This window comes from uncultured Cocleimonas sp. (genome assembly GCF_947495625.1).
In the GTDB taxonomy this organism is placed as follows: Bacteria; Pseudomonadota; Gammaproteobacteria; order Thiotrichales; family Thiotrichaceae; genus Cocleimonas.
The window spans coordinates 1-13,356 of sequence record NZ_CANLZW010000042.1; the positions used below are offsets into that span (position 1 = coordinate 1).

Genomic DNA, 13,356 nt, shown 5'->3' on the forward strand with positions numbered 1-13,356 from the left:
ATTGAATGATTTACATCTCCAATTATGGCACTTTGATGCCGCATTAAAGAGGAGGAGACCATCTCATCACCTTTTAGCCTGTTTTTTATAGTTGCATGATTGTGGCCGTTTTAAGTTAGTCGCAAAAAAGCCAGATAAAAATCTGGCTTTTAAATTATCAGTTAAAGTTTAATTTTATTGTCTGATAATTACTTTTTTCTGGCCTGTGACGCTTATATCAACTCTACGATTTTGAGAGCGACCATCTTTAGAGCTATTGTCAGCAACCGGTTGCGACTCACCTTTACCAGATACGCTCATGATATTTCTGTTCATACCTTTACTGGTTAAGAAGTTTGCAACTGAAGTTGCACGTCTTTCCGATAGTCCTTGATTATAGTTATCTGAGCCAATGCTATCTGTATGACCAACTACCGATATACGATCGGGCGAAACTTTTGCAGTTTGTACGCTGCCGACAAAGTTGTTGAGCTCTCTCATCGCTTTACCGCTTAATTTATCACTATCAAAAGCAAAGTTTGAGCCACCTGTTTCGTTTAGGGTTAACACCTTAACTATAGGCTTTTGCGGCATGCGTTTTACTACAGGTTTAGGTGCAACATAAACTGCCACTGGTGGAGCTTTAACAGGCGGTTTTGCTTTCACTACTGGTGGTGGTTCAATAATAGGTGCGGCTGTTGGAATACAGCTGTTTACTGTGCTACCTAAAGAAGATGTTACACAATCTCCCGAAGCATCAGTCACTGCCATTCCGTTTGCAGATTGTACATAACCTCTTTCCATAGCATTTACTGATGTTGCCATTAAAGCAGTCGTTAAAATTACTACACTGCTTTTCGTCATATTCATTGTGATATTTTTGATAGTCATAATTTCTCCATATAGAACTTTTAATTTTAAAATTATCCAGTGTTTAAATTTACTGCGCCTGGATTTCGAATCGCTTCTGAACTAGAAAGTAGTTGTAAGCAACGATGGAGTAACTATATGGCTTTGCTCAAAGACTTTATCTCAGTAGAGTCTGTTAACAAGGTAATCTTTCAACTGTTTACAAAGTAGGAATTAACCTACGTTAATAGTTATATGTATATTTGTGAGTAGAACGCAGGTTTAGAATGTTATTTAGAGATGAGATTGAAAGCACCTTTTACATAACGATATTGTAAAGGAGGTTTAATTTTTAGGAGTTCTCCATCGAGTGCTATTTTAGTTTCTGATTTGCTACGCAGTGTAATTTCCATCTCGGTAAGGAAATGGTTCTCTATTTCATTATTTTTCTCTAAAGGATCTACACCTAAAAAAATTGCTCGTATCGCAACGAGTAGGGTAGAAAAAGAATTACGACTTTTGATAGCGATGACGTGAAGTTTTCGGTGACCATCTTGATCTATTTCACCCAGGCTCGGTAAGCTGACTTCTCGTTCACCAACGCCTATAAATATCAATGGTGTTTTTAATACAGTATTGTTCAGCTGTATATTTAAGCGGCGAAAATTAAGTAATCTGTTAGTCATCGCATAGACACTGGCGAATAAATAACCAAGATCTGCTTTATGGGTATTTCGTTTTTTCACGAAATGAACGTAAGCCCCGAGAGAGCTGGTATTCAGGAATAGGTTGTCATTTACATAAGCAACATCAATCGCTTTTTTTTGACCGTTCAAAGCCAAATCTAATGCGGCTTTAGGTTCGATAGGTATATCATGGCGTTTGGCAAAATGATTTAAAGTCCCGCCCGGAATCACTGCCATTGAGATATCTTTACCGGCTATTTTATTAGCAATCAAAGCGAGTGTTCCATCACCACCCGAAACGAGCAGTATGGATGGATTCCGCTTAATTTCTTCGTCAATCGCAGTATTGAGTTCTTCAGGTGCTAACGAAACTATTTTGATTCGTTCATCATCTTGCAAAGCCGCAGTTATTGCATCTGAGCTGCCTGCTAATTTATTTATCCAGAGTGGAATTCGCTTGGATGATGTATTCATTTAAGTGATTTATTCGTAAAGTTGATGCAAATAGATGGCGCAGAATGATTACGTTTCATACCACTCACCTTTTTCTCTATGAAAGCTCTGCTTTTTAACTGGAGCAAAACTGTCTTCTCTATATTCCCAGTTTTCAATAGATAGATTCTTCCGGTCACCGTTCATGACATTAAAGCTATTGGGTTGATTTTTCAAAAGTCGATTAGAGAGTGTCGTTCCCGCATGTGAAATTATGATGCCTGAATATAATTTGTGGTACGCCAAATGGATATGACCACTTAAGATAATATCTACGCCGACTTTATCTAGTGCCGCGATTGCCTCGTCACGTCTGCCGATGAGGTTGCGGCTCTCATAAGCTTTTGGTAGCCAAAAAGGATGATGGGCAACCAATAAGCGTAAATTGGTATCAGGGTTGTTTTTAAATATCTCTTCTGTGCGCTTTATTTGTTGGTGTGAAATACGCCCCCTTGACAAATCAAAATACCAGCCGAGGCGTCTTGCTGTATTTATTCCTACAGCAGTATATCCATCTCCTTCTATTAGGGGTTCAAGTTCCGTAGATATATACTTGCACCAGTTTTTCCACGGATTAAAGAACCGTTCAAGCACTCGAAAAACGGGTAGGTCATGATTGCCCGGGATTAAAATATAAGGAAATTTAAGTCTATTTAGAAATGCTTTGGCTTTTATGAACTCTTGTTTTGTAGCTCGCTGGGTAATATCACCACTGATAATGATTAAGTCCGGCTTGAGATTATCTAGTTGCTTGACAAGTTTATCCTCTAGATTTGCGATCTCGCGACCATAATGCAAATCTGAGATATGGATGAAAGTATTCACTCTAAATTTTGATAGTTGCTCTAATAGTGTGTATAAAAAGGTTACTCAAAATTAATTGCTACCTACGCATCAATGTTTCAATTATCAAAGCTTTGTATATCAAGGCTTCGCAATAATTTTTTTGGTATTATGTTTTTTATATTTGGACAGATAGCGGAAAAACTCTACTATACTACTTGAAGAGAAATATAATAATATCTTTAACAGTATTAAGGTTTAGCTGGGTCTCAATCTATTAATGAGAAATTCATTTTGGGGCTGTTCTAGATAACTAAAATTATCTAGTTTGGTTTAATCATAGAAAGCAGATTAAGCAAGTACGGCTTATAGAATTTTTTGTTGCAGGGACGACAGCACGAACAGCGGCTTCATTAATCGGAGTTAATTAAACGCTCCCAGCTGCTATTTTCAAAGGTTGCGCCAACTCATTTACGAACATACTGAATACCTTGAAGGATGGTTTGAAGCAGATGGAAATTATTTTGGTGGTAAACGAAAAGGAAAGCATAGGCGAGGAGCGCCAGCTAAAGTATCTGTATCTGATCTTCTAAAGCGCGTGGCAAGGTTTTTACGGTGGTCGGTAAACACCGGGCGGGGCGTCATTACCAATAATCAGACAGCATTGTTTATACTGACACATGGTGAAGACATAATGCGCTAGATGTTTCGGAGTTTAAGCACTATCGAATTAATTATATTGAATTGTTTGCTTATAAGCATCATCACCTAAATGGAAGAGATAATTTTTGGAAGCAGGCTAAGCGTCACCTGGGAAATTTAACGAGGTCCCAGAAGATCACTTTTATCTCTTTTTAAAGGAATGTGAATGGCGTTTTAACAACAGTGACTCAAAGACTCAATTAAAATAATTGAATCAATGAGTTAAAGATAAAAGGGGTTGATTAACTAGGGTAGCCTCTAGGATTAACTATATAGACTAGCATACAGATTCAATATTAAATCTATCATAATATTAATCGTCATAACCGTAAAAAGTCAATGCTGCTTGGGCTGTAGCTGAAATATCTTTAACTTTGACGACTGGATGATTATTAGGGTATTTTACTCTTGAAACTGCTTTATTAACTTCTTCTTGATTAGCATCTATTTCAAGGAAGTTTAGAATCTGTCGAATTGTTGTCTCTGGTGATTCTAGTAAAGTTTCGTATTTTAATTCAAAATATTGCTCATCGGATAATGCAGAACAGTTTTTATGCGCTTCCATAACATATTCAGCCCAAAGGTCTAAGCTAAGTGATGTGCTTAAAGAGACTAATGACAATGACTTCCCTTCCTTCAAATTGTTATTCCCCCGATTCAAAAGACTAGAAGCTACTGACTCACCATTTCTTAATATGTTAATAACTTTAGCATTTGGGAAAATATTTAGCCAAATTGGTAAAGTGTAGGTATTTCTAGGGTCTTTGAATCCCCATAGTTTTCTTTTGTTTTGCCTGCAAGGATTTGTTGAAAAGCGAATAGATTTGGACTTGCTCAATTCATGACTAATGACTTTGGTTAGCGCTAAATTCCAGTCTTGATTTTTTAGAATGCTTGAAAAAGATTTTGGATTATCCCATGTCGCATTAGAAAGCGCTAATAATAACTCGTTAAGGCGTTGAAAGAAAAGGTCTTCACTGGTGCTGATTTGTTGTTCGCAACCCATAGACACGCCTAAATCTTCTAGTAAAAGAGTAGTCAATGTAGTTCCTGATCGGTGCATGCCAATAATTATAATAGGACTTTCTGGTCTGGATTTAAGAGGAGTTTTGTTAGCTAGTTGCTGTGAGAATAATTTCACTGTGTTGTAGTACAGTAACTTTTGCTTGAAGAGTCGAAAGGCGTAAGCAAAAAGTAATTTACTTTTAATGAATATGTTCAAATTAGCTGTTCTGATGTTGCTGGGGTCTGATCTATATGGTTGGAATAAGTACTATATAAATTAACTAATTTTTTCAAGTCAGGATTTTTTTTAAGTACCCTAGCAGATGCATCAGATAATAGGGTATTGTTTTCTATTTCTTTAATTAAAGTGCAAATTTCAACTCGGCGATTTTTTATTTCAATAATATTATCAGCCTCTTCCTTACTACAATTGAACCGTCTACTGTTAATAAATGCTATTAGATTTCTTGGTAAATAATTTCTTAGAATGTCTTTTATGAGAGAGGCAAAGTTATAAATTGATGGTTTAATTTCACCACTGAAACCACCAATATGAATAAGGTTGTTAATATTTCTATAAGATAATTTATGCCCACGGTCTTGAAGGAGGATGTTTATAACTTTTGCAGTGTCATAAATACTTTTATCAAAACCAAGTTTTTTTAAAGTAATAAAGACTTTGGGTGGTAATTCCTTTTTATGATAACTTTTAAATGATAGTCCCATTGATTTAATTAAATCTCTTAGTTCACGACAACGGTATGATGCAAGATATGTGCAACCTAAAAAATCATCTTCTGTATCTTTTATAAACTGTCCTGCCATAATCTTCGATGTTTTAGGCATAGTTAAATCAATATTTGAATGCCATACTGGTAGGCAAGAGCTTATAGCTACTTCATTATCGGCTGGTAGAATATCTCTGTAAGAGATTGGGCCAATTGCAAAGATGTCTGAGTCCATAAAGCTGAAAAAATCTGTAGGCTCAAGTTCCAGTAAATAGTCTAAAACTTTACCATGTTCAATTACCTTCGATGAGTTCATTGATAAGAATATTAATTTTTCAGACTTATTACATAAGTTGATTAGAATTTGTTCTTCGTCACGATTACAGCCATTAGAAATAATTCGAAAAGATAAATTAGTTAAATCAAGAAGGGAATACAGAAATGGTTTGAGGCTCTCAACGCTTTCTTTAACAAAAATGATGTTAATATAATGTGGATTTAAATCTTTATCCATAATTGACTTTAGTTTAGACCTTTTTCCTATTATGAATGATTGATCATCTATTTTAAACACTGTCAAAGCCAATTGATATTAGCTTTGCTTAATTATTAAGATGATAATCCGCCAAGATATTAGGTAATAAATATTAATCATTATAACCATAGTAATCTAATGCAGTTCTCGCTGTAACTGAAATATCTTCAACTTTAACGACTGGATTATTAGGGCGTTTTACTCTTGAAACTGCGTTATTAACTATTTCTTGATTAACATCTATTTTAAGGAAGTTTATAATTTGTCGAATCGTAGCTTCAGGTGATTCTAATAGTATCTCATATTTTAATTCTAAATATTTCTCACCGGATAATATAGAACAGTTTTGATTTGCGGTCATTACATATTCTGCCCAAAGATCTAGGCTTAGAGCTGGTTCCAGTGATACTAGAGATGGTATTTTGTTCCTCTCTTGTGAGTTTTTGCCCCGTTGTAGCAAGCTCGAAGCTACCGCATTACCTTCCCTTATAATATTAATGACTTTTGCGTTAGGAAAGATATCCAGCCAGATTGGAAGTGTAATCGAACTTCTTGGGTCTTTGAATCCCCAAACCTGTTCTTGCTTTTGCGTCAAATTTACTGATCTAAAAGACATGAAGTTAAATGTTTCTAAATCATGCGCAATAACTTTGGTAAAAGTCTTTCTCCAATGAGGTAATCTTAGTGCGCGTGAAAAGGCCTCAGGGTTGTCCCAGGTTGCATGAGTCATTTTAAGTAAAACTTCATTTCGACGCTGAAAAAAAAATCTTCACTTGTATTTATCCCTTGACTATTACCCATTGAGACACAAAGGTCTTCAAGCAAGCGTGTTACAAGAGTTGTACCCGAGCGGTGCATACCAATAACAATGACTGGACTCTCTGAACGTGGTTGAGCGGGTTTATCGCATTCAAGATACTTAGAGAATAGTTTTTCTGAACGGAAATGAAAAAGAGTGTCCGTAATTTTTCGAACTTGTAAATGTAAATACGGTAGTAAATAACGATAGATTTTTAACATATTAAGTTTTGCTTGATACTTTGTTATAGATGTTTATACAGGTAGGCTGATGCTCCAGAAACATTAGATGATCAGGATTTTTGCTGGTGGGTTTGGAGTTTCTATTCATCGATAGCACCTGATAAATAAGATATATAATTATTCGGATTAGTCAATAATGCTGAACGAATTTTGTTATAGGATAATTGGTTAGCTTCAATGACTGGAACGAGTAACTTATCCCGCTTTTCGAGAGTACGTGCAGATACAAAAGATTGTAAAGGTTTATATGGAATAAATCGACTGATCTTTAACTTTAGCTTGTCAATCGTAGATAAATGGACGTTTTGTACATCTTTTCTACAAAGTTTGATGCTACGAGAACCGGCACCAAGATGGAAAATAATGTCACTATATACACCACCCATAACAGTGTGTTCATTAATCATGTTGGATCTTGTTAAATTTCTCCAAGACAAGCCATTTTGCTGCAATATATAGCTGATGCCAATGCCCGTATCTAGTTCAGATATGTTTCGGATGTAAAAAAATAGACAAGCGAAACATTTGCACTCTTTCCAACTAGGGTAAATTTGAGGTTTATAGGTTACCCAAAAACTGCGTTCAAAGAAAGTGCATGATGGGTGTGTTAAAACAGAATCTCCGTTTTCCTCACGTAAAATAGCTGCTACCGGTGATTCATTAGTCAAGCTTGAGGCAAGGTCTTCTGCCCAACCAGGTTTGATAGGAAACGAATCGACATCTAAAGTACATAAATGACTGACATTATCAGAGACTGCTATATCGGCCAGAGTTTCCAGATAATAAGCATGCTCCTTAGACAAACGTATATCTGTGGTCGGAATAGAGCAAATAATTAAGTCGGATCTTTGTTCAAGTTTTAAACGTAATCTGGGTGAAAGTCTGTTTACTGCTGCATAAATAGTGTAATTGACATGAGTGTTTTGCTTTATCATATCCAGATGTAAGTCGAGGATAAGTTCTTCGTTCTCATCTATAAAATATACAACTAGGATTCCGAGTTTTTGAATTGAGGCCATACTTTCTGTTAAACCATTGAGGTTAATTTGTTTACTACAACTGATAATTGGGAGATGTAATACGGATGTGCTATTAATCGAGCTCGAAATTCCTCATGGTTTTGGTAAATACAACAAAGAAATTGAGAGTTAACCATCTCGTTGAAACTAATTACTATAGCTTTGTGCATAGTATTTATATCAGGATAATTTTTTTTGACGGTAACACAAGCCACTTCATCTGGACCTTTCAAACGACAATAATCCACAATAATGAGAAAACGTAACATGTACAAAATATCTTGCATTAGTCATTCCTGGCCATAACGATAATCAATCTCCGCATGTAAGCCTAATAGATAAAATTAGTTCGGTTTATAGGCGAGATTTAAGTATCAATCAGTGTCTTATAATTGCTTATGTAAGAGTAAATCACTTTGTTGTTTGAACTTTAAACAGTTAATTACAAGGATGTTTTTGAAGGAAAATCATCCTATATAATTTACCCGTGTATAATACCACAACAGCTAAATCAGATTGTATCGAACTGTAAAAGCTTTCCCTTGTATAATCATAAGTATTTCATGAATGACGTTACCTAACTTTCTAATTATCGGAGCTGGCCGTGCAGGTACAACCTCCATGTATAATTATTTGAATCAGCATCCTCAAATATTTATGTCTCCAGTAAAAGAACCTCGATTTTTTGCTTACGTCAATAATAAGCCTGAATATAAAGGTCCTCCGCTCGGCATTAATAACCTGGAAAGATATAGTACTGATTTATCATCATATAAAAAACTATTTTCCCAAGTATCAAATGAAACAGCTATTGGAGAAGCGTCAGTTGATTATTTATACTTACATTCATCCGCAGAACGGATGAAGGTTTATATTCCTGATGTAAAAATAATTATCATTTTAAGACAGCCTGTCGATCGAGCCTATTCACAATTTTGGGCAAGAGTTTCATCAGGCATGGAGCCATTAACTGATTTTTTTCAAGCTATGGAAGCAGAGGACGAAAGAATGCGGAACAACTGGCCACCACAATTCCATTATAAACAAAAAAGCTTTTATGCTTCTTCTTTAAAGCATTACTTTCAATTATTTGATAAAAGTCAAATTAAGATAATTTTATATGATGACTATAGTAAAGACCCAAAACAAACACTGAATGAAATAACTAATTTTTTGGGTGTAAATAATGTTTTCGAATTTGATTTAAATCGTAGATATAATTCTCCTCGAGGCTTAGCAAAATTTCAGTTCATAAACAAAATTCGCAGTTCACGTAGTTGGGTAAAAACAACACTTAAAGATTTAATCCCTAGTTCCTTTCTTACGTATTTAAGGAATGCCTATAATTCTCTTCAATTTTCTCGTAGACCCTCATTGGATAAAAAATTAAGAAAGGAACTAACAAGCATATATATAGAGGACATTTTAGAGGTAGAAAAACTTATTAAAAGGGATTTGTCAGAATGGATGAAATAGCCAGTATTGTTTGATTCTATATTTTCTAAGTATCGCTGAAAAACTGGTATAGCGATTTTACTATGAGCAAAAAGTACTTTTTTTAGTAATGTAGTAGATTAAATCGAGTTAAATAATATAGGCTGTTTAACCTTTTTTAGAGTAATCTTAATATTCGAAAACTACTCTTTGGAGATTTAAGATTTTTTCCGGAGTATGAAAAGTAAGAACGGCCTTGATGTTGCAGGTAATTAGAAAGGGTGATCTAGAACATTTAAGTAATTATCTAAGGCAGTATCCTGATATTTTACCGTCATGGAAAAGCTCATAGCCTCATTTTTTTAAAATGGAAATAAATTTTTTGATCCTAATAATCAGGTAAGTTCAATTTAGAATAAATTAAATTTATCGATATATGTATCATTATTAAAGGCATTTGTAGAAGAAGGTATGGCAAATCTTAAAGAGCGAATAACTCACATACCTACTGAAGTAATAGGTGTTCTAATACATATTACCTATGTGGTTCTAACTTTCCTTGCTTGGGCTATTCTTGCCCGAACTTTAGATCCTGAAGTATTCGGTAGATACGCTTATCTAATTTCTTGGGTAGCATTAACAGTTAGTTTTATAACAGCTGGTTTGCCAATATTTCTTGTTCGTGAAATCTCAACGTATAAGCAGAATAATGAGCAACCATTGATAAGGGGTATTATTTATTCCTCTTTTTTATTTGTAGTTTTCTTTTTTTTACTAGTGGTTATTGGGGTATTTATCATTAATAGTTTCGATGAATTTGATCCTGGGATTATATTTCCATTATTAACCGCAGTTTTTTTTCTTCCTTTTATGGCGATCTATCAAGCCGCTACAAAAGGCCTTGGTCATGTAATTTTAGGGCAAATTTCAACTAAATTGATAAGCCCTGTTCTATGCTTGATATTTATATCCTTGCTGGCTCATTACTCATATTATGAAGCAATTACTGTTAGTAATGTTTTAACTGTTTTTTCATTGGTCGCTTTTATTGGGACAATAGTGGCATTTCTTATTTTTCAGCGTAATAATAAAAATTATTACGGCTTAGAAAAAGAATATCAGCTGGCTAAATGGCGCACAAGTTTATGGAAAATAAGTTTAATTGGGTGGTTAGTTGCACTTAACATACAGCTCAGTTTTATCCTGCTAGGGTATTTTGCTAATAATGATGAAGTAGCACAATTTAAAGTTGCAGCGCAAATTACAAGTTTAATACCGTTTGGATTAATCGCTATAAATTCTATCCAGATGCCAGCACTAAACAAAGCATATAATAATAATCAGCATGAAGAATTACAGCGTTTAGCCAATCGTAGTTGCATTTTTAGCACTTTTTTTGGCATGCCAATAATACTGATTGTTTTATTCTTTGGGGAAAGCCTTTTAACAATATTGTTTGGTTCTGAATATCACAAAGCAAGTAACATATTGTTAATTTTAGCTGTTGGGCAGATTATAAATGTCAGTGCAGGGTCTACAGGGTTACTCATGCTAGTGTCCAGAAAAGAACATATGATCGTAATAAATCTAGGGTTTACATTACTATTGAATGTTGGTTTTTGTATTATTTTGATACCGAGTCTAGGGGCTATAGGTGCTGCTATTGCTTCTACTATCTCGCTTGCGCTTAAAAACGTTTTTCTCATATATTATCTTTATCGAAACATTGGTATCGTGTCTCTTCCTATAATTTGGCGAAAAAACTAATAAGAAATATTAGATAACTGTTTGATTATTTTGTAAAAAATAGTTGCTAACGGATGTTAATTAATGTGCTACTTATGAAAGTCCCAAAGGAAAGTCCAATTAAAAAATATTTTAAGTGGCTGACCCAGATAACTAGATTAAGTCCTCTTTAACTCATTGATTCAATCGCTTTAATTGAAGCTTTGGGTAACTCTTTTGTTAAATCGCCATTCACACTCCTTTAAAAAGAGGTAAAAAGGCCTTATTGGACTCCGCCATGGAAATTTAAACCAGCACTTAAATTTAGTCGGGCTTCCTTTAGGGAGCCTGTCCGAGTATAAGAGGTGTAATTTTCGGAAAATATTACAATTCGACTACATTTCCTTTTCACAACATCTATCCTCGGACAATTTCCTGATTACTTGCAAAATTAAATTGATTATTGAATCTTACCTATTCTTCAATAATTTTATCGAACCTAAGCACTAATGGTTTCATTAACGAGTCACTAGTCTCAAGTGTGGCCATGCGTGTTTGCAACCGATCTATAGTCTCTTGCTGCTCTAATGTATAGAGTACTAGCTCTTCTATCTTCTCAAGTAAACGCCCAGACATTTGCGCCACACCTATTCCATTCTTTTTCATATCATTGGCACTCGGTACCTTTGGAAGATGCTTTTTAGTGGATATAAAATCTTTTAACTCTGCCAAGGATAACTTTTTATAATCTGCTTCGAATACATGGTCAGCACAGGCTCCCCCTCCAGCAGAACAGCTACCAGAAATGACCAGGTTACCGGTGATGTCGACTTGGTCACTAGCATTAGTACCCACTTTTAATAAATTATTGTTGGCCTCATTGCCAATCTTGACAGGAGTATTGCCGTCAGCGATTCCAATGTTGAACCGGTTCGAGTCGTCTTTTACAAACATTCTCCATGCAATAGGGCCTAATGGGCCGGAACCCTGCGTTAAACGAACAGCTGGGCCGGTACCTTCTATATCAAGCTCATCATCTGGCGAAAGCGTACCCATACCAATATCCCCATCAGCTGCTATAGTTAATGCATCTGTGGGTGCACCCGGTTTAATCCTAAACGGCAACTTGCTGCCATTGGTCGTGTCGCGAATAAAAAAGTTAGATTCATTTCCCGCCATATCCCACGTTTGCGGGGTAAAGCCAGAACTGCCATCCTGTTCAAGGCGTAATGTTGGTGTGTTTCCATCTACATGATGAATCCCAACTGCTGGAGTAGCAGTTCCAATACCTACATCACCTTGACTGTCTACGCGTAAGCTATTAGCTGGAGCGCCAGCATCAACTCTGAAAAGTTGACGCCCTGCAGTTGAATCTTCAATGGCTAAATAATTACCGCCACCATTTGAAGAGTCGTTAGCAATTATGCGCCAGTCATTACTAGGGAAAGATGCAGAGGCACTTGTGTCTTCAAAGTGAAGCCGCAAGTTGTTTTCTTTTAATCGCAATGTATCAAAGCCAAAAGATTCGCCATTTACACAATCTTGTCCAGCACAAACACTTCCATCAACTATTAAGTCATCGACTATGACTTGATCAGCTAATGCAGAACTGGATACTGAGCTTAAGCCAGCGAGAGCTACAACGGAAAATGCATAGTTTAATATTTTTAAGTGTTTCATATTATTCGCTCTCCTGAATATCAGTATAGGTGACTATAGAACCGTCTTTAACGCGAAAAGAACCAGATTGGGTTTCACTGGCATTCATTGTGGTTTTAGCGTTTTTACCTCGACCATTATCGAGCGTATCTGTAACGTTGATAATTTTATCGGTCGCGACCGTAATCTGATATTGATATTCACCATCGGCGAGTGAAACTGTGCTGGGCAAACTAGCTTTGGATGCTTTTCCTGCTAATGCAGGTCCTGATAAATTAACTGTAGGCGTCCCCCTTTCTTGAAAAACTTGGGTATTAAAACCATTAGGACCACTCACACTAATCGTGGTGTTGTTAAAATTTCCTTTATAATCGAAGGCAAGAGTAGAGCCATCAAAATATTCAGTTGCAACGGCTTTTTCATTGGCGAAACCTGAACTTGCTATACACAAGGCACACCCTGCTAAAAGTAGTTGGGTTTTAAATCTAGTCATATTGACTTCCTCTCATTTGTTGGTGATACACATTTAAACTGGGTTTGATTTTTATTATTTTGATAGCTTTATTCAGATTATTGTTTTAAAGATACTAAAGTATCAATACTACGATAGCCTTTGATTTCGAATTTTATCTAAACTAATTCTACTCTCAGTATAGGTAAAATTTTGTGAAAAATGTCACAATTTAATTATTAAATGTATTAAGGTCTGTTGTCGTTAT

General features: G+C 35.5%; 11 protein-coding genes and 1 pseudogene. 3 read left to right on the forward strand and 9 right to left on the reverse strand.

What is annotated here, in order from left to right:
- Positions 1 to 174 precede the first annotated feature (174 nt).
- The 3 genes from Q1A31_RS18365 to Q1A31_RS18375 form a co-directional block, all read right to left on the reverse strand.
- Positions 175 to 870: an OmpA family protein gene (locus Q1A31_RS18365; protein ID WP_299880356.1), complete on the reverse strand. Its 696-nt coding sequence runs from the start codon at positions 868 to 870 to the stop codon at positions 175 to 177.
- 248 nt (positions 871 to 1,118) lie between these two features.
- Positions 1,119 to 1,988 (reverse strand): diacylglycerol kinase family protein, encoded by an 870-nt coding sequence (locus tag Q1A31_RS18370; protein WP_299880359.1) that lies wholly within the window; start codon positions 1,986 to 1,988, stop codon positions 1,119 to 1,121.
- Between the two features lie 48 nt (positions 1,989 to 2,036).
- Positions 2,037 to 2,831 (reverse strand): metallophosphoesterase, encoded by a 795-nt coding sequence (locus tag Q1A31_RS18375; protein ID WP_299880362.1) that lies wholly within the window; start codon positions 2,829 to 2,831, stop codon positions 2,037 to 2,039.
- 308 nt (positions 2,832 to 3,139) lie between these two features.
- Between Q1A31_RS18375 and Q1A31_RS18380 the strand changes: the two are divergent.
- Positions 3,140 to 3,700 (forward strand): annotated as a pseudogene (locus Q1A31_RS18380) (IS1595 family transposase).
- Between the two features lie 104 nt (positions 3,701 to 3,804).
- On the opposite strand, the gene Q1A31_RS18385 reads toward Q1A31_RS18380, so the two are convergent.
- From Q1A31_RS18385 to Q1A31_RS18400, 4 genes are all read right to left on the reverse strand, one after another.
- Positions 3,805 to 4,632: a sulfotransferase gene (locus Q1A31_RS18385; RefSeq protein WP_299880365.1), complete on the reverse strand. Its 828-nt coding sequence runs from the start codon at positions 4,630 to 4,632 to the stop codon at positions 3,805 to 3,807.
- Positions 4,633 to 4,709: 77 nt separating this feature from the next.
- Positions 4,710 to 5,738 (reverse strand): hypothetical protein, encoded by a 1,029-nt coding sequence (locus Q1A31_RS18390; protein ID WP_299880368.1) that lies wholly within the window; start codon positions 5,736 to 5,738, stop codon positions 4,710 to 4,712.
- A gap of 133 nt (positions 5,739 to 5,871) precedes the next feature.
- Positions 5,872 to 6,489 (reverse strand): sulfotransferase, encoded by a 618-nt coding sequence (locus tag Q1A31_RS18395; protein WP_299880371.1) that lies wholly within the window; start codon positions 6,487 to 6,489, stop codon positions 5,872 to 5,874.
- A 391-nt stretch (positions 6,490 to 6,880) separates the two neighbouring features.
- On the reverse strand, positions 6,881 to 7,819 hold the full coding sequence (locus Q1A31_RS18400) for a hypothetical protein (RefSeq protein WP_299880374.1): 939 nt from the start codon (positions 7,817 to 7,819) through the stop codon (positions 6,881 to 6,883).
- A gap of 567 nt (positions 7,820 to 8,386) precedes the next feature.
- Between Q1A31_RS18400 and Q1A31_RS18405 the strand changes: the two genes are divergently transcribed.
- Together Q1A31_RS18405 and Q1A31_RS18410 are read left to right on the forward strand one after the other, a co-directional pair.
- On the forward strand, positions 8,387 to 9,295 hold the full coding sequence (locus tag Q1A31_RS18405) for a sulfotransferase (protein ID WP_299880377.1): 909 nt from the start codon (positions 8,387 to 8,389) through the stop codon (positions 9,293 to 9,295).
- 429 nt (positions 9,296 to 9,724) lie between these two features.
- On the forward strand, positions 9,725 to 11,020 hold the full coding sequence (locus Q1A31_RS18410; RefSeq protein ID WP_299880380.1) for an oligosaccharide flippase family protein: 1,296 nt from the start codon (positions 9,725 to 9,727) through the stop codon (positions 11,018 to 11,020).
- 432 nt (positions 11,021 to 11,452) lie between these two features.
- Here Q1A31_RS18410 and Q1A31_RS18415 read toward each other — a convergent pair whose 3' ends face one another.
- Together Q1A31_RS18415 and Q1A31_RS18420 are read right to left on the reverse strand one after the other, a co-directional pair.
- Positions 11,453 to 12,658, reverse strand: coding sequence for a hypothetical protein (locus Q1A31_RS18415; protein WP_299880383.1), 1,206 nt, complete (start codon positions 12,656 to 12,658; stop codon positions 11,453 to 11,455).
- 1 nt (position 12,659) lies between these two features.
- Positions 12,660 to 13,130: a hypothetical protein gene (locus Q1A31_RS18420; protein ID WP_299880386.1), complete on the reverse strand. Its 471-nt coding sequence runs from the start codon at positions 13,128 to 13,130 to the stop codon at positions 12,660 to 12,662.
- Between the last annotated feature and the right edge of the window lie 226 nt (positions 13,131 to 13,356).